Below are 25,240 nucleotides of genomic sequence, written 5' to 3' on the forward strand. Positions count from 1 at the left end.
AAAAGCGAGATACAATCTCGCTTTTTTGTTTTATGATTAGTCACCCAAACCAATACGTTCGAAGATTTCATCCACTCGTTTGGTGTAGTAAGTTGGGTTGAAGATTTCGTCGATTTCTTCTTGAGTCAAACGTGATGTTACTTCTGGGTCTGCTTCCAAAAGTGGTTTGAAGTCAACTTGGTTATCCCAAGAGTAGGCTGTCTTAGGTTGAACAAGGTCGTAAGCTTGCTCACGCGTCATACCTTTTTCAATCAAAGCAAGCATGGCACGTTGGCTGAAGATCAAACCAAATGTAGAGTTCATGTTGCGGATCATGTTTTCTGGGAAGACAGTCAAGTTCTTGACGATATTTCCAAAACGGTTGAGCATGTAGTCGATCAGAATAGTCGTATCTGGTGTGATGATGCGCTCAGCTGATGAGTGAGAGATATCACGTTCGTGCCAGAGAGCAACATTCTCATAGGCCGTAATCATGTGACCACGGATAACACGCGCAAGACCTGTCATATTTTCAGAACCGATAGGGTTACGTTTGTGAGGCATTGCTGAAGAACCTTTTTGACCTTTAGCAAAGAACTCTTCCACTTCACGTTGCTCAGATTTTTGCAGACCACGAATCTCAGTCGCCATACGCTCGATAGAAGTTGCGATGCTAGCAAGAACTGCAAAGTACTCAGCGTGAAGGTCACGAGGAAGCACCTGTGTAGAGATTTCTTGAGCACGGATACCCAATTTGTCGCAGACGTATTTTTCAACGAATGGTGGGATGTTGGCAAAGTTACCCACCGCACCAGAAATCTTACCAGCTTCCACACCAGCAGCCGCATGCTCGAAACGCTCGATGTTGCGCTTCATTTCGCTGTACCAAGTTGCTAATTTAAGACCAAAAGTTGTCGGCTCAGCGTGCACACCGTGGGTACGACCCATCATAATGGTGAACTTGTGTTCCTTAGCCTTGTCAGCGATGATGTTGGTGAAGTTTTCAAGGTCACGACGAATGATGTCGTTGGCTTGCTTGTAAAGGTAACCGTAGGCAGTATCGACTACGTCAGTAGAAGTCAAACCATAGTGGACCCACTTACGCTCTTCACCAAGAGTCTCAGAAACCGCACGTGTGAAGGCAACCACATCGTGGCGAGTCTCCTGCTCGATTTCCAAAATACGGTCGATGTCAAAGTCCGCTTTCTCACGAATCAAAGCCACATCTTCCTTAGGGATTTCTCCTAACTCAGCCCATGCCTCATCAGCCAAGATTTCCACCTCAAGCCAAGCACGGTATTTATTTTCTTCACTCCAAATGTTCGCCATCTCAGGGCGACTATATCTTTCAATCATGTTGTTTATTTTTCCTTTCTTTTGTTTAAAGCTTCAGTTCAAGGAAGCTCGTATTCAGTTAAATGAAAACGAGGCTATTCTTCCTTTCTATAAATAATTTCATATTTAAATGCTTCCACCTGAATCAATAAATTTAATCATTCCTTCATAAAGAGAAGATTCATAAGAATTCTTAGAGCTTGTTTTTCTCGATGAATTTTCTGATTTTAACATTTTTATTAGTTCTTTTGAACCATTATTTCTAAAAATCTCTTTCCATATTGTAATTTTATCAGCTAACTTATTATTTCCCCAGATTGAATAGCGCTTCATAATGCTATTTTTCCCGTTTTCATAAATATTTCGAATACTTTGTTTCATTTCTGGAGTATATTGAGTATTCGAAAAATCTAATCTGTATTGAGCTATACAAATGCCAGAGTGACTGATAATATTGCAAATCAACCAGTGTTCATTAGTAGTATCTTCAAAATACGGATTTATCAACATACTATCGTCATCCAATTTATTAAGATTACATTCATGGCAAGATGGTATTAGATTTATTGGTGTTACTGCAAAGATAGGAAACTTTGATTGGGGTAAAAGATGATCTAGCTCACTAACGTCTCCCTGTTCACAGTATGAACACTTATGAAAATTTCTTTTATCATTTGTTTTTAACCATGTATATAAACTATCATTGAACTTTTTACGTAATCTTTCCTCATAAAGATATTTCATCTCTTCAAAGCCCACATCTCTTGAAACTATACATTGTTCCTCTTTTAATAAATACAATTCACCTGTAGATGCTAAAGAACGATAAAATTCTTCGAATATAACTATTCTATCTTTACATAATTCAAATAGATTAAAATAATCTACTTCCTCACCATTAATCAATTTCTTCTTTTGAATACCATGAGTTAAGTCATAAAAAATATCATCCAGTGTCAGATATGGAATCTCTAATTTACGCATCAGGTCCATCACCTAACTCTCTCTCTAAAATTTTCGACAATAATAATTTATATCCTAGAGACCCCATTTTATTATCAAATCTGCTTAAAGATTCTTCAAAATCAAGCCCCTCTCTCGCAATTTGATTAATAAGCGTATTAAATCCTGATTCTTTCGCTTCTAAATTAAAAACTTCAAAAGTTAAACTACCAATATCTTGAGCAAATGTCTCAATATCTGGTCTATGAGCATCCATCGCATCAGATTTAACATCCCTCGTTAGTTTATAAACACAATCTTTTTGTACCTCTTGAAGAATTACTGGCGAGTGTGTAGCCAAAATCGCAACTCCGTTTCTCTTTATAAGTAGATGAGATAGGCTCCTTATAAAACTACTTAACAATGGGGGATGTAGATGTAATTCAGGTTCATCTAGAATAACTAATGTCTTTTCAAATGCCAGTTCTACTAACTTTGTAATTGTAAGTAATACAATTTTATGCCCTGAACTTAAACTATTAAATATTTTATATGATTCCATGTTGAACTTACGAAGATCTGAGTAAGTTTGAAAAGTATCAGAAAGTAGATGAACATTTGTTTGGCTAAAGATAGGATCGCTATACAATATGTTTATACAATCTCTCCAAAGTTTAGGTTTTTTTCTCAATGTTAACCTTAAACTTTCAATAAATACCGCATTCCATCCCTCAGGAACATAGTTAATGATTTCTCCATCTTGTTCCCTTAAAAAATTACATTTTTCTGGTTTTTTAGCTTCAGTTTTATTTGATAAATGATAATATAAATAACCATTGCTTCTATCTTCACTCTCTTCAAATAATTTTTTATTTTCAAAATTACTAAAGTTTACTGAGATTATGTTTGAAAAAAAATTATCTTGATACTCTGTATTAAATGAAAATCGCTCATCTTTGTTTATTGCACTGTCGACCATCTCTGTTAATAGATAAGATTTCCCAACTCCGTTTCTCCCAATAATTGCATGTATATTTGAAGCTGGAAATTTTTGAGGATTCACTCTAAAATTCAATGAACAACTTTCTGTCATTCTAAACGAGAAATCATAGTCTGATAGCTTAGTATCCCCTTCAGCTAAACGAAAATATTTATTTTCAATTGTTGAACTTAATATACCTCTAGTTAAAGAAACCTGAAAAACATCTGTACCCTTTACTTTTTCATACAAAGCTTTATTGAATGCCACATCCCTTAAAGAAGTTAAAATATATTCTCTCTGTTCCTTAGCTATCCTATCAATTTCATAATAAAAGCTTTCATCTGTAACTAATGAGAAGAAGTTGTCTGGTAAGTTTTCAAATTCCGAAGGTAAGCGCGGAACCCTTCCTAGCATCACCATTTCGCCTATCTTCAGCGAGCCAACGTTTATTATAGATACATTTTTCTTAATATAAAAAGAATAAGTAGTTTCATATTTGAACCAGTCATCCCAATTACTATGAATTAGATAATATCCATCATCACCCAATCTAATTTCATCATAAGAATCAACTAATTTAAAAGTCATATTTCTTTCTCATTTCCTTCAAACTCCTCTTTCCCAATCCACACAGATGGATAATGATCCAGGGTATTCAAATCCGTATCTAACGGTAAATCATAGATAGCTAAGTAGTTTTCAGGGTATCGCGCAACTAGCTCTTCATACTTAGCTTTCACCTTTTCGTGATCACTACTAGCATACAAGAGTTCGACGGCTGCTCCTGTCTTCTCTTTTTCGACAAATGCGTTGATAATGAGTTGAATCATAGATTTTTCCTCTGTTAATTCACATATATTTCATTAATCTTATTTTCCAGTATTACAGGTATTTGATTATTATTAATCCATTCTAATGCTGCCAGTGGTTTTGAGTTCCCACTTGGTCTATATCCAAGTACATCTTCAAAATCATTCTCCATACTAATTGTTGAACCCAAGCTTTCATCAAGACACTCTCTAATTGCTCTTGTACTTCTATCAGAAACTGCAATAGCTTCTATAGACTTTCCTTCTTGATGGTCCACATCATAAATCGCAACATAAGGTATTTTAAATTTATTTAACAACTTCATATACAGTGGGATATTATCCTTACTTCCACAATTAATTATAGTAAAACTATGCTTATAGACTCCCAGCTTCTTTGCAATACTTGGAATGCTAACTGCCTCAGTATCTCCCTCCACTAAGATAACCTTATCAGCAAAAAACAACTCACTTCTTTCAGCATTTATCCAATTTAGATACTTCCACTTATCCCTGTCATTTTCTTGTTGAAAAAGTTCTTCATCACACTTTGAAACTTCAGATTCTCCGCTATCAGTCTTTCTCACAATACAAATAGATTTATACTTTTCTAAATCAATTAAGTTATTGGAGTGGGTAGTAACAAAGACCTGATTACCCTCAGATAAACTTACTAAATCATCAAATAATTGCTTTTGTGCTTGAGGGTGCAGAAACAATTCAGGTTCCTCAAACAAAAAATATTTTGATTTAGAGGCTTGTCTAGTGGAGGTTTCATTTTCACTAACCTCTTTACTTGATCTTTCAGCTAAAAGTTTAATCAAAGACAGATAAAATGTACGCTGTAAACCATTTCCCTTATGAGATATATCAGTTTCAACTCCATCATCAAACAAGATTTCAATATAAGATTTCATAACCTCTGGGACGTCCGGAGTCTTGAATTGTATTTTAACTTCTGTTCCCCAATCTTTGAGTTGATTTGACAAGTCATTTTCTAATTTTGAAATCTCATCCAGATCTTCCTCTTTTTCTACCGAAGCATTTCTCTGATTCAATACTGAAATAGCATCTTGCAGATTCCTTACAGCTTGTGAGTAATTTTGATTCACATCAGATAATAGGATCTCATTATATAATTTACCGAACATTGAACTTGCTTTTAAATTTAACTCATCAGAAGTATCTTTCAAGGCCGGAAGATAGTAAACATCACCAAGTAAACCTTGAGCAATATTTGCTTTTCCTAAAAAATTTGACTCTTCTAAAACATAGTTTTTTTCAATACCATGAGACCTGATATACTCTTCCCTCAAGCTTTTGAGTTCTTCAACTTGCTTAGTTTTTGAATTGCCCTCAAATTCAGAGGATATCATTTTTTTTAATTTAGAAAGCGGACTATTCTCAAGATCAATATTTCTAAGTAATTTCTTAAATTCATCATCCTCAAGCCACGCATTTTCTTCAGTATATCTCTTAGTATAACCATTATAAGTAGGATTACCCGACATTTTTACAGTTTTTCTTACTTTCATCTCACAAGCTTCCGTAACATATTTTGAAAATGTCGTTTGCTCTTCATTAGTTAATTCTTTAAATTCGATCTCAACAAATAACTCCTCAGTCCCTTTGAAATAATCATCCTCCTTAATTTTTATTCCGTCAAAGAAGAATAACAGAGAAGATAACAAGTTAGATTTTCCATGATTATTTTGTCCAATGATTATCATTAAATCATTTATACTTATATCTAAGTCTTTAAATGACTTCCAATTATGTAATTTTATATTCGAGATTTTCATAATAACTCCAATGTTTCGTTCACAGTTCCCATACCTCATCCGGCGCATCACTAAACAAAGTCACATGTCCCATCTTGCGGTTGTGCTTTGCTTCTAGTTTACCATATAAGTGGAGGTGAGCGCTTGGATTTTCTGTCACATATGTTTCAGCGACCTCGACATGTTGGCCGAGGACATTGAGCATGACAGCCGGAGCATGCAGCTTGATAGTTGGTAATGGTGCTCCCAGAACGCCCAAGATATGGGTATCAAACTGGGAGAAGTCGCAGGATTCGATAGAATAATGCCCAGAGTTGTGTGGACGTGGAGCAATCTCATTGACGATGATGTCGTCAGCGGTCGCAAACATTTCCACGCAGAGCGTTCCAGAAAGATTGAGTTGATCAGCAATTTGCACCGCCATAGCTTGGGCTTTTTCAGCTAGACTTTCTGAAATACGAGCAGGTACAATGGTTTTTGAAAGAATGTTGTTGCGATGAATATTTTCCTGAACGGGAAAAACCGTCACATCCTTACCATTCCCAGACACAATGACAGAAATTTCCAGGTCAAAATTGACAAATTCTTCCAAGACACAGTCTGCTGAATCTGCTAGAGCGTAGGCTTCTTCCAAATCTGCTTCTGAACGAATGACCTTTTGTCCATGGCCATCGTAGCCACCAGTCGCAGTCTTGAGGACATAGTTTTTCGACAAATCAATATCTGCCAAGTCTTGGCTAGAAGCCACAACCTTGTAGGGTGCCACAGTGACTTGTGCCTTGTTTGAGAGAAAGTCCTTTTCAAAGATGCGATTTTGGGAAATACGGAGCAGATCTGTCCCTTGAGGGAGTTGACCATCCTTGATAACCGCATCCAAACCGTCAGCATCGACATTTTCGAATTCATAAGTGAGAACATCGCAACGCTCAGCCAACTGACGGAGGGCGTCCACATCGTTATAAGGCGCCACGATGATTTCCGCCACGCGAGAGGCCGGGCAATCAGCCGCAGGGTCCAGCGCGATAACCTTGTGCCCCATGTAGATAGCAGAAATGGCCATCATCTGACCCAGCTGACCGCCACCGATAATTCCGATTGTTTTAGATGAGCTCATTTGTAGACTCCTCTGCGATTTTTCCTTGTTCTTCTGCAAAATCTGCTAAAGCTGTCGCGATAGCCTGATCCTCTACTGATAGGAGACGAAGGGCAAAGAGGGCAGCGTTAGTCGCACCTGCTTCACCGATAGCCATGGTTGCGACTGGCACACCACCTGGCATCTGAACGATTGAATAGAGTGAATCCACACCACTAAGGGCACGTGATTTGACTGGTACACCAATAACAGGTAGAGTGGTTTTGGCTGCTACCATACCTGGCAAGTGAGCAGCGCCACCCGCACCTGCAATAATGACCTTGATACCGCGACTCCGTGCTTCCTCGGCATGTTTGAACATGAGGTCAGGTGTGCGGTGGGCAGAGACAACTTTCTTTTCGTAGGCTACACCGAAGCGGTCTAGGACTTCTGCTGTTTTTTGCATGGTTGCCCAGTCGGATTTCGAGCCCATGATGATGGAAATTACTGGTTTCATTTTTAATCCTTTTTCTTCCTTTTTTTGACAATCACCTTAGGTTGTGAGGGACGGCAGCAGCCACCGAAGGTGTCTCATGCCTAAATCGGAAGCCTTAAGTCTTCCGATTTCCCTAAACGATTGGCTTTTTAAGCCAATCGTTCTTTCACAACGGCGGTGATTGCTCTATATCAGCTCGCTAATGCTCGCAAATTAAACGACCATTATCGGGTTTGGCGACTGCGTCGCCTTTTCTTATATCTTTATCTAATTGCCTTGCTTCCGATATCCGTACGATAGAAAAGGTCTTCTGTGTTTTGTTTGTCGAGTTCGCTGTAGATAGTGTCTTGAGCCTCTTTAACGGTATGTGCTGTGGTGACTAGCATGTAAACTCTGCCTCCGTTTGAAAGAAAGTCTTTCCCATTTTCAGCAAATTTAGCTCCGGCATAGTAAGTGATGATGTCGCCTTCTGTCTTGGTAGGAAGCTTGACACCTTTCTCATAAGCGAGTGGGTAGCCCTTTGATGCTACAACCACACCTAGTGTCACACCCTTATCCGTCCAAGTAATAGCTGGCTCCTTGCCATCGAGGATATCCGTAATATTTTGTGCAAAGTCAGATGTCAAACGAGGCAAGATGATTTGCGTTTCAGGATCTCCAAAACGAGCGTTGAACTCGATGACTTTGGGCCCATCAGCTGTCAAGATAAGACCGGCATAAAGTACACCAAGATAAGGACGACCTTCTTTAATCATGCCTTCGAGGACTGGCTTGACAATGGTGTCAACCGCTGTGTCAACCACGCTCTGTGACAAGTGAGGAACTGGCGCATAGGCACCCATCCCACCAGTGTTGGGACCCTTGTCTCCATCATAAGCACGTTTGTGATCCTGAGCCGTTGGCATAATGTAGAACTTGTCTCCATTGACAAAGGCAAAGAGAGAGAACTCTTCCCCGTCAAGGAATTCCTCGATGACCACACGTGCACCTGAGTCACCGAATTTATTGTCCAAAAGCATCTCGTGAGCTGCTTCGACTGCTTGCTCAACCGTTTCAGCAACGACGACACCTTTCCCAAGGGCCAAACCGTCTGCCTTGACTACGATTGGAGCGCCTTTTTCTTCGATATAAGCCTTGGCTTCCTCAAAGTCAGAAAATGTGCCATAGGCTGCTGTCGGAACGCCGTACTTGACCATGATTTCCTTAGCAAAATCCTTAGACCACTCCAACTCCGCTGCCAATCTTGTCGGACCAAAGGATTTGAGACCAGCTGCATTGAACTCATCCACAATCCCAGCCGCAAGGGCATCATCTGGCCCGATAAAGGACCATGCGATATCGTTGGCTTTTGCAAACTCAATCAATTTAGAATGTTCGGAAATAGAGATATTTATCAATTCCAGACCATCCAGAGTCATCCCGTCATTCCCAGGAGCTACAAAGACTTTTTCAACGTCTTTTGACTCAAGCAACTTCTTAGCAATGGCATGTTCACGACCACCAGAGCCGACAACTAACAGCTTCATCTTTCAACCTCTTTTGCGAATTATTTACTAATATTATACCATAAACGTTCGTTTTAATCTTGTTTCGTTTCGCTTTTAAAGTAAAAAAAGGAAAGAAACTGTTTTCTTCCCTTTTATTTTCTTAATGTCTAAAATGTCTCACGCCTGTAAAGACCATGGTCAAGCCGTATTTATCCGCGGCTTCGATGGACTCTTGGTCACGGACTGACCCCCCTGGCTGGATGATGGCCTTAATACCTGCTTTAGCGATTTCTTCCACGTTATCCGCAAATGGGAAGAAGGCATCCGAAGCAAGGACAGCACCGTCAAGGCGATCTTTAGCTTGGTCAATGGCAATACGGACGGAAGCCACGCGGTTGGTTTGACCAGGGCCAACGCCAAGTGTCATGTGATCATTAGTCACGATGATTCCGTTTGATTTGACATACTTGATGGCTTTCCATGCAAACTCAAGGGCAGTCGCTTCTGTCTCAGTTGGTTGGCGTTTGGTTACCACTTGCCAGTCAGCTGGGCTTGCTTTGACCACGTCTTGGTTTTGTACGAGGAGTCCACCGACAACACCTGTGTATTCTGCTTCCACTTCACTAGCGTCTTGGGCATCAAATGGCAAGGCAAGAATGCGCAAGTTTTTCTTTTTGTTGGTCAAAATAGCTAGCGCCTCATCTGTATAGCTTGGTGCAATGATGATTTCAAGGAAAACACCGTGCATCTTCTCAGCTGTCGCAGCATCTACTTCACGGTTGAGAACAACGATCCCACCGAAAATCGATACTGGGTCAGACTCATAAGCGTAATCCCAAGCTGTTTCGATGTCATCAGCTTGACCGATACCGCACGGGTTCATGTGTTTGAGAGCTACAACCGTTGGACGTTCTTTGAAATCGCGGATAATACGGATAGCAGCATCAGCATCGCGGATATTGTTAAAGGACAATTCCTTACCGTTAAGCTGTTTCGCTGATGCAATCGAATAGTCCGTTGGCAAGGCTTTTTGGTAGAAGTCTGCGTCTTGTTGAGGGTTTTCACCGTAACGCATTGGTTGCTTGAGGTCATAGGTCAAAGTGAGTTTTTCAGGTTTTGCTTCACCCACTTGAGCTGTGAAGTATTCTGCAATCAAAGCATCATAGGCTGCTGTGTGACGGAAAACCTTGGCTGCCAAACGTTGGCGAGTTACATAACTTGTTTCCCGGTTTGCTGCCAATTCCTCCAAAACCACAGCATAGTCAGCAGGGTCTACAACAACAGTCACACTGGCGTGATTCTTCGCTGCTGAACGAAGCATTGATGGACCACCGATATCGATGTTTTCAACGGCATCCGCATAGGTCACATCTGGTTTAAGAATAGTTTCCTTAAATGGGTAAAGGTTGACCACAACAAGGTCAATGAGCTCAATCTTGTTGTCTTTAGCCGCTTCCAAGTGGCTATCCAAGTCACGACGAGCGAGGAGACCGCCATGGATATTTGGGTGGAGGGTCTTGACACGACCGTCCATCATTTCCGGGAAACCAGTCACATCGTCGATGGCAATGGTCTCTACCCCAGCATTGTCAAGGGCAACTTTGGTACCACCTGTTGAGATGATATCCCAACCAAGTTTTTTAAGTTCTTGGGCAAATTCAACAATGCCCGCTTTGTCTGAAACACTAATTAGTGCGCGTTTAGTCATGTTATTTCTTTTCCTTTTTTAAAAAAGTTCTTCATTTGCTACAGTCGAAAATTTTCTTTCAGCTCGAGGGCTTCCTTATTTTCGTGCAGCCCCCAAACTATCCAAGACTTCTGGATAGAGTTTATACTCCGCCTCATGAATGCGAGCTTCAAAACTGTCAATGGTATCATCAGCTAGTCTTGGCACACGGACTTGTTTGATGACCTTACCGGTATCAACACCAGAGTCCACCCAGTGAATAGTCACGCCAGACTGGTCCACACCTGCATTCCAAGCATCCTCAATACCATGAGCACCTGGAAATTCAGGGAGAAAAGCTGGGTGAATATTGATGATACGGCCTTCATAAGCTGCTAGTAAAGTCGGGCCAACGATTTTCATATAGCCTGCGAGACAAACCAAGTCAATCTGGTGCTCATCTAAGAGTTCGACGATGGCTCCTTCATAGTCTGCCTTATTCTCAAACTCTTTAAGTTCGAAGGCATAAGATAAAACCCCTAGCTTTTCTGCACGTTCTAAGACATAGGCATCCCGGTGATCTGAAAAGACAAATTCTACTGGAAATTGTTCCGCAATCACCTGAAAGTTTGAGCCGTTGCCAGAGGCAAAAACAGCAATCTTTTTAGCCATTATTTAATCACCACACTTGCGCCATCTTTCTTCACAATACGACCGATTTCATAAACAGGTTCGTCGAGAAGTTCTTTGACACGTTCCACATTTTCTGGTTTCACCGCAAGCATGAGACCAATCCCCATGTTGAAGATTTCAAACATTTCTTCGTGTTTGATTTGGCCATATTTTTCAAGAGCTTTGAAAATTGGAAGGACTGGTACTTTACTTTCGTCAATTTCAGCAGCCAAATCATCTGAGAACATCCGTGGGACATTTTCGATGAAACCACCACCTGTGATGTGGGCAATCCCATTCACCAATTCCTCTTTAATGAGTGGCAAGACAGCCTTGACATAGATACGAGTTGGCTCCAAAAGAACGTCCTTGAGTTTCTTGTCTTCCAATTCTGGGAGGATTTCCTCACCTGTGTAGTCCGCAAAGACACGACGCACAAGTGAATAACCATTTGAGTGGATACCACTTGAAGCAAGCCCCAAAATCACATCCCCTGCTGCTACTTTTGAACCGTCGATGATTTGAGATTTTTCTGCAACACCGACTGCAAAACCAGCCAAGTCATAGTCGTCTTCGCCGTACATGCCAGGCATTTCAGCCGTTTCACCACCAATGAGGGCTGCACCAGCTTGTACACAACCTTCAGCCACACCTGCAACAACTTGTTCTAGTTTGGCTGGTTCATTTTTACCAGTTGCGATATAGTCTAGGAAGTAAAGGGGCTCCGCACCTGCAGCGATGATATCGTTAACACACATAGCAACACAGTCTTGACCGATCGTATCGTGTTTGTCATACTTGATAGCTAGCATGAGCTTGGTTCCAACACCATCTGTTCCTGAGATCAAAACAGGTTCTTTAACACCTGTTTTTGAAAGGTCGAACATGCCACCAAAACCACCAAGAGCTCCCATGACACCCGCACGCTCTGTACGGGCAACATGTTTTTTGATACGTTCAACAACTTCATAACCTGCTTCAACGTCCACACCCGATTGGGCATACGCATTCTTATTTGTCATTTGTTTTTTCCTTTTCCTTTCCTTCAATGGGAAATTTTATTTGTAAAAACTCGTTTTTTCTTCCAAACTTCTACGATATTCTTCTTCATAGTCATAGAGAGGAGTTGGATATTTCCCATCAAAGTAAGCCACACAGAGGCCACCATTTGGCGCATCTGTTTCGATGCCGATAGAATCAATCAAGCCATCAATAGAAAGATAAGTCAGACTATCCGCACCAATGATTTGGCAAGTCTCCTCAATGGTATGATTGGCCGCAATCAGCTCCTGACGTGTCTGAATATCAATCCCGTAGAAACAAGGATAGGCAAGAGCAGGACTCCCAATGGCAACGTGTACTTCTGATGCCCCCGCTTCTTTCAAAAGTTGGACAATGCGACGAGATGTTGTTCCTCGTACAATCGAGTCATCAATCATGACAACGCGTTTGCCTTTAACGACACCAGAAACAGCAGATAACTTCATCCGAACCCCTTGCTCGCGTAATTCTTGAGTCGGCTGGATAAAGGTCCGTTGCGTATATTGGTTCTTGATGAGCCCCATTTCATTTGGTAGACCTGATTCTTCGGCAAAGCCCATCGCTGCGCTTAGTGAGGAGTTTGGCACCCCGACTACGATATCAGCTTCATACTTGAACTCACGTGCCAGTTGAGCTCCCATTCTCTTACGAGCCGTATGGACATTGACTCCGTGGATATTGGAGTCAGGACGTGCGAAGTAGATATACTCCATGGAACAGATAGCCAGTTGAGTATCGTTTGTATAGCTGTCATACTGGATGCCATTGTCATCAATAATGACAATCTCGCCTGGTTTTACGTCGCGAATCCACTCAGCACCGATTACTTCAAAGGCACAGGTTTCAGACGAAACCACCACCGCTCCATTGGCCATTTTCCCGATTGACAGTGGACGGAAGCCATTTGGGTCAAGCGCTGCAATTAACTTATCTTCAAACATCAAGAGATAAGCAAAACCACCTTTGACAAGACTGAGCGCTTCCTTTATTTTACCCATCAAATTTGGATTGTGGCTACGGCGAATAAGGTGAGCCAAGATTTCAGAGTCAGAGGTTGAGCTGAAAATCGCTCCTCTTTGTTCCAATTCTTGCTTGAGCGATTCTGCATTGGTCAGATTCCCATTGTGAGCCAAACCAAACTGCATGTCGTGAAAGCGGAAGAGGAAAGGTTGGATATTGTCTACAGAAGCTTCTCCCGCAGTCGCATAACGCACGTGCCCAATCGCTCCAGTTCCTGTCAATTTATCCAAATTCGCAGGATTTTTGAAGACTTCTGATAAAAGCCCCATATCACGATGACGCTTCAATTTCCCTTGGTCATTGGAGAGGATTCCTGCCCCCTCCTGACCACGGTGCTGAAGACTATGGAGCCCAAAATAGGTTAATTTGGCAGCGTCTGGGTGGCCCCAGATACCAAAAACACCACATTCTTCATTAAGAGATTTTACTTCGTATGTCATTTTATATACCTAATTTTTATTTGTGTATCATTCCTTAACGATACTAGAGCGGAATGATACGGCAGAAGCTCGTTTCACTCGCAACAATAAATCATTTGCAATTGTCGTAAGTTAGATCTACTTGATTTTACATTTACTGATGGTTCTCTATTAGAAAATCTGCAAAGCCTATTTTCCAGTAAAGTATTTAACCGCTGATGCAAAGAGATATTGGTCTTTATTCCCTGGAATATTTTGGAATAGACCGTCTTCGAAACGTTCTGAGTGACCCATCTTCCCAATGATTTGACCGTTCTTACTTGTGATACCTTCAATCGCATTGACAGATCCGTTAGGATTGTATTTAGAGTCCATGCTTGGTTTGCCTTCGAAGTCAACATATTGGGTAAAGATTTGACCATTGTCACGAAGTTCTGCAAATTCCTCAGCTGTCACGACAAACTTACCTTCACCGTGTGATACTGGGATGGCATGGATGTCACCAACTTTCACGCCAGCAAGCCATGGTGAGTTGGTATTGGCAATACGTGTTTCAACCATCTTAGCCACGTGTTGGTTGGCATCATTGTAGAAGAGAGTTGGACTAGTACTGTTTGCATCTTCAAAGTTACCGTATGGAAGAAGACCTGATTTGACAAGAGCTTGGAATCCATTACAGATACCGATAATCAAACCACCACCTTCGATGAAGCTGTCAATGGCTGCACGTACTTTTTCATTAAGCAAGATATTAACGATAAATTTAGCTGATCCATCTGGTTCATCTGCTGCTGAGAAGCCACCTGCAAAGAAGATAATATTAGCTTTTTCAATGTTGTCAACCATGGTGTCAACAGACTTGACAATAGCTTCTTCATTCAGTGTGACAAATGGTACCAAGTTGACTTTTGCACCTTCTTTTTCAAAGGCCTTTGCTGAGTCATATTCTGAGTTGGTTCCTGGGAATACTGGGATGTAAACCACTGGTGTCTCAACCGTTTCTTTAGCTTTGATGACAGCATCTGATGCCACAGCAGGTACTTCTTCTAGTTCAGTAGCCTGTTCAAACTCAGTAGGGTAAACTTCTTCCAACTTACCTTGGAAGGCGCTGTCAAGTTTTTGTCCATCAAGCGTTACACCGTTGACAAGCAGTGTAAAGTCTGCAACTGTTTGTCCAATCTTCTCAACACTTGCAATCTCTTCAGGTGAAGTGAAGATGAATCCACCCAATTGGGCTGTCAAGCTGCTGTCAAGGTCAGCTAATTGAACAGTGGCACCGATATGGTTCCCAAATGTTGCAAGGGCAAGAGCTTCAAGGACACCTCCATATTTGACAGCTGATGCAGCTGTCACTTTGTGGGTTGCTTGAATAGCTTCAAACTGAGCAAAGTTAGACTTGATAAGATCAAAATCAATTTCTTGGGCCAAAGCTTGACCTGGGATGTAATAGATATTTTCACCAGCAGCTTTAAATTCTGGAGAAAGAACCTTACGGCTATCTGCAGTTGTGACCCCAAAGGCTACCAAGGTTGGTGGTACTGTCAATTCTTCAAAGGTACCAGACATCGAGTCCTTCCCACCGATAGATGGCAAACCAAGTTGAATCTGAGCTTCAATGGATCCAAGAAGAGCTGCTACTGGTTGACCAAAACGCTCTGCTTGTTTATCCATACGCTCGAAGTATTCTTGATAAGAGAAACGAGCCTTAGACCAGTTTGCACCAGCAGCAACCAAACGAGCGGTTGCTTCGATGACCGCATAAGCAGCACCATGATATGGAGACCATTCTGCTACATAAGGGTTGAACCCTTGCGCCATAACAGAAGCAGTTGTTGTCACACCATGTTGGACTGGCAATTTCTGTACAGAAGCTTCAGTTGGTGTGATTTGGTAACGACCACCAAGTGGGTGGTTGACTGTTGAACGACCAACTGAGCTATCAAAGATGGTTTGCAAGCCTTTTTGACTGGCATGGTTAAGGTCAGCCAAGACTGCAAGCGTATCTGCTTCAAGGGTTTCGGCAGATGTTTGGCGTTCTTCTGGAAGCTTGACATCCTTGTCAACTACCTTAGCATCCACAACTACACGTACACCGTTTGTATCAAGGAAACGACGTTCCAAATCAACGATGGTTTCGCCATTCCAGTGCATGACGAGATTTGGTTTTTCAGTTACTGTTGCAACGACAACAGCATCAATGTTTTCTTTGTTACATTCTGCTATGAAGGCATCTACGTCTTTTGGACGAACTACTACAGCCATCCGTTCTTGAGATTCAGAGATGGCAATTTCGGTACCATTCAAACCTTGGTATTTCAATGGCACTTTGTCTAGATCAATTTCAAGACCATCTGCCAATTCACCGATAGCCACACAGACACCACCAGCACCAAAGTCATTTGATTTCTTGATCAGACGTGTCACTTCCCCATTACGGAAAAGACGTTGAATCTTGCGTTCTTCGATAGCGTTCCCTTTTTGAACCTCAGCACCAGCTGTTTCAACAGATTCAACTGTTTGAACTTTAGAAGAACCTGTCGCACCACCGACACCGTCACGTCCAGTCTTACCACCGAGCAAGATAATCACATCACCTGCTTCAGGTTTTTCACGGACAACATTTTCCTTAGGAGCCGCACCGACCACGGCACCTAGCTCCATACGCTTAGCAACGAAACCTGGATGGAAGTATTCACGAACATAAGTTGTTGCAAGACCAATTTGGTTACCGTATGAAGAATAACCGTGAGCTGCTGTTTTAGAAATCACTTGTTGTGGCAATTTCCCAGCGCGAGTTTCAGCAATTGGTGCTGTAATATCACCAGCACCAGAGATACGCATGGCTTGGTAAACGTATGAGCGACCTGACAATGGGTCACGAATGGCACCACCGATACAAGTAGCCGCTCCACCAAATGGTTCAATCTCCGTTGGGTGGTTATGAGTTTCATTTTTGAACATGATAAGCCACGGCTCTTTCACATCATTGACATCCACCTCAATTTCAACTGAGCAGGCATTGATTTCATCAGACACTTCCATGTCGTCCAAACGACCATTGGCACGCTCATAACGACCAAAAATAGTCGCCATATCCATCAAGGTTTGAGGTTTTTCTGTACGTCCCAACTCATCACGCATGGCGATATATTTGTCATAAGTCGTTTGCAATTGTTTTTGGAATTTAGAAGCTGAGAAGTCGATGTTTTTCAACTCAGTCTCGAAAGTTGTGTGACGACAGTGGTCAGACCAATAAGTATCCAACACCTTAAGCTCAGTCTCAGTTGGCACACGTCCAATTGACTTGAAATAGTCTTGAATGAAGAGAAGGTCATCCACTTCCATGGCCAGTCCTTGTTCTGCCTTATACTGTGCAAAATCTTCTGCCGTATAAGTTTCAAAGAAATCCAAACTTGGAATGGTCTTGTCAGACTCAGAGAAATCCTGTTTAGCAATGCCAAGAGTGATGTCTTTGAAACGAGAATCCACTGGATTGAGCAGGTAGTTCTTGACAGCTTCTAGTTCATTCGCAGCAATATCCTTATTGACCAAGTAGAGTTGTGCTGTATTCACCGTTACATCACTTGAACTACCAAGCAAAAGCAAAGCTTCCTGTGAAGATGCCGCACGTTGGTCAAATTGACCAGGCAAACTTTCGATAGCAAAGAAAGCATGTTTCTCAAGATCTACCTTGATTGTAGCTTCATCCAAAACAGTATCGGTCACCTGCTCAGAAAAAATATGTTTTTCCGCACGCGCAAACAAGTCCTCTGCCAAACCAAAAACATCGTAAACCTGAACGATGCGAAGATCATTCAAGGTTTTCAACTGAAGATTATGCTGTAATTCTTTTACTAAAGAGTCAGATTTGACACGAAAATCAGCTTTTTTCTCAACGAAAATACGTTTATCCATTTTAGTTCCTTTATCTATTTCTACTTAAAGATTGTAGTGACGACCAAGTAAAACTTTACTTCAATCCCTGCAACTTCTCTAACACAACCTTATAAACATCTGTCAAGCTACCAAGATCACGACGGAGTGAAAAGGTCTAGTAGACCTTTTCAGCCTGAGTCATTTTACTTGAAAGACGAAGGTTTTCCGTTTCAAACAACTTATTTCAAGTCTTGCAACTTCTCTAACACAACCTTATAAACATCCGTTAGACTGCCCAAATCCCTACGGAAAACATCCTTGTCCATATGGTGCCCTTCAGCATCCCAAAGGCGGCAGTTATCTGGTGAGAATTCGTCTGCCAAGATAATCTTGCCATCCTTATCAAAACCGAATTCCAATTTGAAGTCAATCAAACGAAGACCTATTTGCTCAAACCAATCTTTCAGCAATTCATTGATACGACGTGTTTCTTCCTTGATATAAGCAATTTGTTCATCATTGGCAATATCCAAGAACTTCACATGCTCATCATTGATAAATGGGTCATCCAAATCATCGTTTTTGTAGTAAAATTCAACGATAGGGGTTTTCAAGTCCAAACCTTCTTCAACACCGAAACGTTTTGAGAAAGAACCCGCAGTCACGTTACGAAGCACAACCTCCAAAGGAATGATTGAAACCTTCTTGTTAAGTTGTTCTGTATCAGAGATACGTTCAATAAAGTGAGTAGCCACACCCGCAGCATTCAATTTTTCAAAAATAAGAGACGAAATCTGATTATTGAGCACACCTTTACCTTCGATGGTCTCTTTACGAGCACCATTCAACATGGTGGCCTGGTCCTTATAAACGGACTTAATCACATGTTCGTCTTCTGTAGTATAGATATCTTTAGCTTTTCCCGTATAAATAAGTTTACTGGACATTTTATTATTCGCCTTTCGTATTACTTGGCCTCATTCTAACACAAAAATAAGCAGAAATCAAATGTTTTACGAACGTAAACGTATTCCCTTCTGAGTTTTATAAAAACTGTAAATCGTTTATGATTACAGTTTTTAAATATTATTTAAGAAAAAGTGATCATTATTCCCAATTCAAGAAATCATCCAAATAATAGCGTAAATAACTTTTCTTGCCTGTAATTATCTGTAAACGGCCTTCTAAACCATACCTAAGCTTTTCAGCTTGTTCTTGAGTTATTTTTGTTTCCGCTTCTATTTTAAAGAAATTTCCTTGGTCAGTTCTCGTTGCAATTGTATCAATACTAGTGATAGTAGAAACAAGCCTCACTTGACCATTAGCGCCATTAGTCGTGGTAAAGCGTACAGAATCTCCAATCTTGATTCCCACAATATCTTTTGAACTAAGATAGGCTGTCAATTTTGTTTTCCCTTCTCTATCTAATAGTGGATATAATTTTGCCAGTAATGTTCCTTCTGTGACGACCGCAGATTGATTCCTTTCAGGATTGAGATAAAGAACTCCGTCTTCCTGGGCTCTTATTGTTCCTTTTTCAAGTAAGCTAGTTTGATTTTTTTTGCCTATTTCTCTTTCTAAATCATCTTGCTCTACAGCTATCTGCTCTTGTACAGTCGAAGAATTCTGAGAAAAGAGACCTATATTTGGCTGTGTAGTACTGTTCTTAAGGTTACTTGTTTTACTTTGATGATGTCTAAAACTCTCCAACTGATTAGCATTGGCTTCATACTGAATCACATCTCCAACCTCCTGATACTGAACAAGTAAATCTCCTCGTTGCACTTGTTTGTTCTCTTCTAGATAATTAACTACCATCCGCCTATTACTAGTTGACTGGATATTAGCAATGATACGACTAGGTTCCACTGTAGCTTTCGAAGATAAACTAATTTCCTTTTCTGCAAACATTGCAAATCCAAACGTAAACACAACCAAAAGTGACATAGGAAAAATCACTCGACTGGAAAAATTATGATAACGCCGATTATAAAATTCCGCACTTTCTAAAAAATCAAGGTGCATTATTTCTCCTTTCTAACAGTTAACTAAATGAGTATAAAAACTATTTCGAGCAAGCAAGTCAGCATGATTCCCCTCCTCTACAATCTTGCCCCGATCCAAAACGATAACCTTCTCCACCCGTTCAGCAATAGTCAAACGGTGAGCGATGAAAATCAAGGTCTTATCTAGATTCATGAGGTTGTCTACTATCCGTTTCTCTGTTAAGATATCTAAACTGCTCGTCGCCTCATCCAAAATCAAGGTAGAGGCATCTGTCAAAAGAGCGCGCGCCAAAGCAATCCTCTGGCGTTGACCACCAGAAATTCCTGTCCCATCAGAAGTCAATTCTGTCTGGTAGTTCAAGGGCATACGCTCAATATCTTCACGAATTTCTGCTAATTCCACCGCACGCACTATATCCTCCTGAGTCGTACCCTCCTTAGCTCCGAGAAGGAGATTTTCTAATATTGTTCCATTAAAAACATAGGGTTGTTGAGGCAAATAGTTGATATGTTGGCGCAGAGACTTTTTATCAATATGATTTAAATTCATATCCCCAAGTCTGATTTCTCCCTGACTTGGGTTGTAAAAATTAACCATCATCTTAGCTAGAGTCGACTTCCCTGATCCTGAAATCCCTACAAGAGCTATTTTAGAACCCTGTTTGATTGTCAAATTGATATCCGATAAAATATCTTGACCGTAATCATACTTGTAATGTACTTTCTTAAAAGTCATATCTCCTTGAACCGTACTCAAATCCTCTACCATTTTCTGTTCTTCAAACTCGGATTTGACCAGATACACCTCGTTGAGACGACTATTAGCAACTTGAGCTGTTTGAAGCTTACTCTGAAGGTTGATGATGTTTTCTAGAGGATTAGTAAAATAATAAAGAAGTGTATTATACGTAATCAACTGGCCCAAACTCATTTCACCAGTCATAACGAAATTAGCCCCTATCCATAATACGCAGACATTTAGCGACAGTTGAGCAAGTTTTTTAAGAGCTTTTTGCTGACTTTCTGCTCTACTATAAGTAAAGGATCTTTTCAGATAGTCCACAAATTCCCTATCAATCTTTTGGTAGCGTGTTTTTTCGCTAGCCAATGATTTAATCGTTTCAATCCCATTGATATCCTCTATAACGGAAGATGATAGAGTTGCATTTGCTTCCATGGCATACCGGTTCATTTTTTCAAAAGGCTTCATAAAAACAAATATAATTACAGCATAAATGGGAAGACCCAATAAGCTTATGAAAAAGAGACTACTATTTTGCAAAAACAAGATTATGGAAATAATCAATACCGTAGATATATCTAAAAAAATTGAAATAATGGTTGAAGCTAAGGCATCTATGATACTATTGGCATCTGTAAATCGAGACACGATTTCCCCCGTCCGTCGAGTCGCAAAAAAGGACACAGGTAGATGAAAAACATGTTTGATATAAGATAAAATAACATCAATCGATAGACGTTGCCCAAGGACAATTAATAGGTAATCTTGAGCAAAAGACAAAATCTGCTGAAGGGCATACACGATAACAAGACATATAGAAATAACACTTAGGGTCGAAGATGTCTGATTTGGTACATAGGTATCAATAATAGATTGTAGATAGTATGAACCAACGATATTAATCAAGGTTACTAGAACTGTCGCTAAAATGATATTGATGATCAAACCTTTCTGATTTATCAAAATAGGCAGAAAAGAAGTCAGACCCTGATTCTTGTCCTTATGTGGCTGATAATTTGGGGAAGGAGCCACAAAAATAGTTGTTCCTGTCCATTCTTCTTCAAATCTTTCACGCGATAGTTTGGTCAGTCTAACCTCTGGATCTGGATCAGCTATATGGATATTCTGCTTATCCTTTCCTGTCACTACGTAATAATGAAATAATTCTTTGTCCTTAAGCACGTGAACCACAAAAGGAAAGATTAAATTTGGAGAATCAAATAAAGTCATGTCTGCTTGAATAGCCTGTGGCTCAAAACCTAATGTTTCCGCAGCCTTCACCAGACCCAAAGCTGTCGTCCCATTTATAGTCGTTTTGGCTAATTCACGAAGACGCGCTAATGAATAATAGCTTCCAAAATAGCCAAACACCATGGCCAACGAAGCCACTCCGCAGTCCTTCTGATCCATCTGTGAGCGGTAGTGTTTTTTCCTAAATTTCATATTCTTATCCTTTTTCTTAACAATCTAATTAAAAGTTCTATAAGATTATTTTAGCCAAACAAAGTAAGAAATAGATAACTCTTTCTAAAAAAACAAAATCTACACCCAAATAGCACTTTTAAAAGTTTAAGCAAACATATGGATTGACAAATCCGTTAAAATAAATATTCCACACAATCAAAAAAGCAACATGACCAGCATGTTGCTTTTTCTTATATTCTATTTTTAATGATTGCTAATACGTCTGCGACACTTTGGAGGTTGTCAATTTCTTCATCACCGATTTCGATTCCAAATTCATCCTCAATTGTTAGGACAAATTCCATCAAATCTACTGAATCAGCATCCAAATCATCCTTTAAGCTCAAGTTTTCGGTTACGACAAAGTCTTCTCCTTGACGCTCTTGAATGATGGTTACGATACGGTCAAAAATTTGTTGTTCTGTCATATTGTTCTCCTTATTCCTCTGAAAATTCACGCGCAGTTTGGGCAACTACATCTGTCTCAAGCATGGTACGAATCTGGCGTATTGTGCTATAGACAGCCTTGGCATCACTTGAGCCATGAGTCTTAACTACTGGTGCTTTAACACCAAACAGAACCGCGCCTCCAACATCTGAATAGTTGAGCTGTTTTTTCATACCTCTGAGATTATCCTTAAGAAGGAAAGCTCCTAACTTGGCTCTAAGACCGCCACCTACAATAGCATTTTTGAGCAAGCCCATGATACCCATAGCAGTCCCTTCAATAGCTTTGAGTACAGCGTTTCCCGTGAAACCATCTGTTACGACTACATCAGCAACACCATCCATCAAATCACGCGCCTCCACATTCCCGACGAAATTCAAACTCTCGTCAGCCACTAATAGGTCATAGGCTTCCTTGCGGAGTGGATCTCCCTTGCTGCTCTCTGTCCCGTTATTAAGCAAACCTACACGAGGTTTTTCAATACCACGAACATTTCTAGCATAGAAGGAACCTAAGATAGCGTATTGATGCAGGTGATGAGCTGTATTTTCTGCATTGGCGCCAAGGTCAAGCATGTCAAAACCTTTTCCATCAATAGTTGGCAAGGTTGACATAAGACCTGGTCGATCGATATTTTTGATACGACCAACGATGAAAAATCCCGCTGCTAACAAGGCACCTGTATTTCCTGCAGAAAGAACCGCATCTGCCTCTCCATCTTTGACAGCCTTAGCTGCCAATACCATGCTGGCATTTTTCTTCTTGCGGATAGCTTTTGTAGGCTCATCATCAGAATTTATTTTCTCATCTGTATGGATAATGCTGACGCGCTCCGTAGCTGTTAGATATTGTTTGATTTTACTTTCGTCTCCATAAAGTTGGACTTCAATATCTGAAAAGTCAGCAAGGGCTTGATTAACTCCCTCTACAATAGCTTGTGGTGCGTAATCGCCACCCATTGCATCAACTGCGATTTTTTTCATTTGTCTTCCTCTTTCAGTAGTTGTCCCCAGTCGGCTAGGGAATCAATAAATTTCTTTGATTTCAGATGAATGCCGACATATTCCTCGTAGATTTGGTCCATAAACTTGCGCAAGTCCTGCTTGATTTCGGCCTTAAGTGAGATAGTCTCCAAGGTCTCAAAATCAATGGCTTGAAATTGATTGAGCAGATAAGGAATATTGGGATTTAAATGACATCGTTTCTCATCTTCATGGTAATGATCGGGACAAAGACAACCCCCGTATTTGAAGGAGAAGTCAAAGGCTTGCCCCACACGATGACAAAAGGTACACTCATTAAAGTTGAGACTGATTCCAAAACGTGTCAATATTTGAATTTCAAAAATATTGGTCAAAACTTGATAATCCAGACCCTCTTCCATCAGCTCTAAAGTCTTTTGCAAAAAAGCAAATAAGGGAGCATCTTCTTGATTATCCTGCAAACTCGCATCTGCCAAGGCTGCAACGTAAGTCGCATAAGCCATAACAAAGAGGTCACTATTAATTTTCGGAAAAGTCTTCACCTCATGATAATCTTCTATATAACTAAGTCCATCGTCATTGACTTTTAGGAGAAAATGGGCTAAGACTAAAGGTTGAATGACAGGAGCTAGTTTGGATTGGCCGGCGTGTTTGACAAAAAACATGCGCTTCCCTGCCTGTTCTGTAAAGATTTTAACAAGCTTATCATCCTCTCGAAAATTTCGATTGTAAAGTACTAAACCCTGACTCGTAATCGATTGAATCATGTCTCTCTCATGTACTCCTCAAGTCGTTTCATAGCTTCTCTGATGGTTTCCATGCTAGCTGCATAAGATAGGCGAACATAGCCCTCTCCATACTGACCAAAGGCAGCACCAGGGATAAAGGCAACAGCCTTCTTCTGGGCAAAATCCTTCAGAAAAGCAAAAGAATCTTGATTATAGCCTGCCGGAATCTTAGCAAAGATATAAAAAGCCCCATCTGGTTTGATAATCTCAAAACCAAGGTCAGTCATCTTGTCAATAATGTAGTCCCGACGCTGGATATATTCCTTCTTCATGGGTTCTGCATCATCTTTACCAGCTGTCAATGCTTCCACAGCAGCATGTTGCGCCATGGTGTTTGCAGCAGTTACCAAATACTGATGACTCTTGATGAGTTGAGCTGTGAAGTTTGCTGGCGCAAAGATAAATCCTAAACGCCAACCTGTCATGGCATGGGATTTAGAAAGACCGTTAATGATAATTGCCTGATCTCTCAACATAGTTCCCAAAGATACATGATTTTCCCCTGTATAGGTCAATTCTGAGTAGACTTCATCACAGACTACGAAAATCTCATACTTACGTAAAACAGCTGCCAAGGCTTCTAATTGCTCACGACTATAAGTAATTCCTGTAGGGTTGGCTGGATAGTTGAGAATAACTGCCTTGAGCTTGTCCCCCTGCTCCAAAATTGCCTTTTCCAACATCTCAGGAGTTAAGACAAAACCGTTATCAGTCGTATCAATCTCTACAATCTCTGCACCAACTAGATTAACGATTGGCTCATAGCCAGGATAGGCAGGAGCTGGCAAGAGAACCTTGTCTCCTTCCTCCAAAATAGCTGTCAGAGTGGCTGATAGAGCCTCTGTCGCACCAATTGTGACCAAGATTTCATTCTCTGGATTGTAGTCTAGCTGATATTTCTCTTTTACAAAATCACTCGCCGCCTGACGCAATGTCAACAAACCACTCATCCCTGTATAGTAGGATTGATCTTGGTCAATGGCTCGCTTTGCAGCTTCCTTGACATGATCTGGCGTTGTAAAATCTGGTTCTCCCAAGGTCAATCGCAGGACACCAGGAATCTCTGAAATAGCCTGGTCAAATTGACGAATCAAGGAAACTTGTATCTTATCTAATTGTTTATTAAAGCGTTTGGTTAAATCCATATATATCCTCCTTGATCAAAGAACATATATCTATTATACTACAAAAGCTCTCTGACCGCAAAATTCCATTAATTTACAACCTTATTC

20 protein-coding genes and 1 pseudogene are annotated in these 25,240 nt (G+C 40.7%); all 21 read right to left on the reverse strand.

Going from position 1 to position 25,240, the window contains the following annotated elements; all coding sequences use genetic code 11:
- Positions 1 to 36: 36 nt before the first annotated feature.
- The gene (gene purB, locus KBU52_RS07610) at positions 37 to 1,335 is read right to left on the reverse strand and encodes an adenylosuccinate lyase (RefSeq protein ID WP_254724638.1); all 1,299 of its coding nucleotides are present in this window, start codon (positions 1,333 to 1,335) and stop codon (positions 37 to 39) included.
- A 105-nt stretch (positions 1,336 to 1,440) separates the two neighbouring features.
- Positions 1,441 to 2,298, reverse strand: coding sequence for an HNH endonuclease (locus KBU52_RS07615; protein ID WP_254724637.1), 858 nt, complete (start codon positions 2,296 to 2,298; stop codon positions 1,441 to 1,443).
- Complete coding sequence (locus KBU52_RS07620) at positions 2,291 to 3,826, reverse strand: AAA family ATPase (protein ID WP_254724636.1); 1,536 nt, start codon at positions 3,824 to 3,826, stop codon at positions 2,291 to 2,293. The genes KBU52_RS07615 and KBU52_RS07620 overlap by 8 nt, the downstream gene beginning before the upstream one ends.
- Positions 3,823 to 4,068 (reverse strand): phosphoribosylaminoimidazole carboxylase, encoded by a 246-nt coding sequence (locus KBU52_RS07625; protein WP_254724635.1) that lies wholly within the window; start codon positions 4,066 to 4,068, stop codon positions 3,823 to 3,825. The genes KBU52_RS07620 and KBU52_RS07625 overlap by 4 nt, the downstream gene beginning before the upstream one ends.
- A gap of 14 nt (positions 4,069 to 4,082) precedes the next feature.
- On the reverse strand, positions 4,083 to 5,849 hold the full coding sequence (locus tag KBU52_RS07630) for an AAA family ATPase (protein ID WP_254724634.1): 1,767 nt from the start codon (positions 5,847 to 5,849) through the stop codon (positions 4,083 to 4,085).
- A 19-nt stretch (positions 5,850 to 5,868) separates the two neighbouring features.
- Positions 5,869 to 6,942, reverse strand: coding sequence for a 5-(carboxyamino)imidazole ribonucleotide synthase (purK, locus tag KBU52_RS07635; RefSeq protein WP_254724633.1), 1,074 nt, complete (start codon positions 6,940 to 6,942; stop codon positions 5,869 to 5,871).
- A complete protein-coding gene (gene purE / locus KBU52_RS07640; RefSeq protein WP_000805604.1) occupies positions 6,929 to 7,417 on the reverse strand; it encodes a 5-(carboxyamino)imidazole ribonucleotide mutase in 489 nt (162 codons plus the stop codon). The genes purK and purE overlap by 14 nt, the downstream gene beginning before the upstream one ends.
- 31 nt (positions 7,418 to 7,448) lie before the next feature.
- A pseudogene (locus KBU52_RS08875) lies at positions 7,449 to 7,538 on the reverse strand (phosphoribosylaminoimidazole carboxylase).
- Positions 7,539 to 7,659: 121 nt separating this feature from the next.
- Positions 7,660 to 8,922: a phosphoribosylamine--glycine ligase gene (purD, locus tag KBU52_RS07645; RefSeq protein WP_254724632.1), complete on the reverse strand. Its 1,263-nt coding sequence runs from the start codon at positions 8,920 to 8,922 to the stop codon at positions 7,660 to 7,662.
- A 121-nt stretch (positions 8,923 to 9,043) separates the two neighbouring features.
- On the reverse strand, positions 9,044 to 10,591 hold the full coding sequence (purH, locus tag KBU52_RS07650) for a bifunctional phosphoribosylaminoimidazolecarboxamide formyltransferase/IMP cyclohydrolase (protein ID WP_254724631.1): 1,548 nt from the start codon (positions 10,589 to 10,591) through the stop codon (positions 9,044 to 9,046).
- 75 nt (positions 10,592 to 10,666) lie between these two features.
- The gene (purN, locus tag KBU52_RS07655; protein ID WP_254724630.1) at positions 10,667 to 11,221 is read right to left on the reverse strand and encodes a phosphoribosylglycinamide formyltransferase; all 555 of its coding nucleotides are present in this window, start codon (positions 11,219 to 11,221) and stop codon (positions 10,667 to 10,669) included.
- On the reverse strand, positions 11,221 to 12,243 hold the full coding sequence (gene purM / locus KBU52_RS07660; protein ID WP_254724629.1) for a phosphoribosylformylglycinamidine cyclo-ligase: 1,023 nt from the start codon (positions 12,241 to 12,243) through the stop codon (positions 11,221 to 11,223). Before purM ends, purN begins: the two co-directional genes overlap by 1 nt.
- Positions 12,244 to 12,279: 36 nt before the next feature.
- Entirely contained in the window at positions 12,280 to 13,722 is a 1,443-nt protein-coding gene (purF, locus tag KBU52_RS07665; RefSeq protein ID WP_254724628.1) for an amidophosphoribosyltransferase, read from the reverse strand.
- Between the two features lie 168 nt (positions 13,723 to 13,890).
- The gene (locus KBU52_RS07670; protein ID WP_254724627.1) at positions 13,891 to 17,616 is read right to left on the reverse strand and encodes a phosphoribosylformylglycinamidine synthase; all 3,726 of its coding nucleotides are present in this window, start codon (positions 17,614 to 17,616) and stop codon (positions 13,891 to 13,893) included.
- A 200-nt stretch (positions 17,617 to 17,816) separates the two neighbouring features.
- Positions 17,817 to 18,524 carry a phosphoribosylaminoimidazolesuccinocarboxamide synthase gene (gene purC / locus KBU52_RS07675; protein ID WP_254724626.1) on the reverse strand — a complete coding sequence of 236 codons (708 nt, stop codon included), beginning with the start codon at positions 18,522 to 18,524 and terminating at the stop codon, positions 17,817 to 17,819.
- Positions 18,525 to 18,684: 160 nt separating this feature from the next.
- Entirely contained in the window at positions 18,685 to 19,602 is a 918-nt protein-coding gene (locus KBU52_RS07680) for an HlyD family efflux transporter periplasmic adaptor subunit (RefSeq protein ID WP_254724625.1), read from the reverse strand.
- A gap of 12 nt (positions 19,603 to 19,614) precedes the next feature.
- Positions 19,615 to 21,768, reverse strand: coding sequence for a peptide cleavage/export ABC transporter ComA (gene comA, locus KBU52_RS07685; protein ID WP_254724624.1), 2,154 nt, complete (start codon positions 21,766 to 21,768; stop codon positions 19,615 to 19,617).
- A 212-nt stretch (positions 21,769 to 21,980) separates the two neighbouring features.
- Entirely contained in the window at positions 21,981 to 22,217 is a 237-nt protein-coding gene (locus KBU52_RS07690) for an acyl carrier protein (protein ID WP_024053626.1), read from the reverse strand.
- Positions 22,218 to 22,227: 10 nt separating this feature from the next.
- Positions 22,228 to 23,220: a phosphate acyltransferase PlsX gene (gene plsX / locus KBU52_RS07695; protein WP_254724623.1), complete on the reverse strand. Its 993-nt coding sequence runs from the start codon at positions 23,218 to 23,220 to the stop codon at positions 22,228 to 22,230.
- Positions 23,217 to 23,987, reverse strand: coding sequence for a DNA repair protein RecO (recO, locus tag KBU52_RS07700; RefSeq protein ID WP_006150509.1), 771 nt, complete (start codon positions 23,985 to 23,987; stop codon positions 23,217 to 23,219). Before recO ends, plsX begins: the two co-directional genes overlap by 4 nt.
- A complete protein-coding gene (locus tag KBU52_RS07705; protein WP_254724622.1) occupies positions 23,984 to 25,153 on the reverse strand; it encodes a pyridoxal phosphate-dependent aminotransferase in 1,170 nt (389 codons plus the stop codon). The genes recO and KBU52_RS07705 overlap by 4 nt, the downstream gene beginning before the upstream one ends.
- Positions 25,154 to 25,240: the final 87 nt, after the last annotated feature.

It is taken from the genome of Streptococcus sp. 9.1(2021) (assembly GCF_030466425.1).
In the GTDB taxonomy this organism is placed as follows: Bacteria; Bacillota; Bacilli; order Lactobacillales; family Streptococcaceae; genus Streptococcus; species Streptococcus wuxiensis.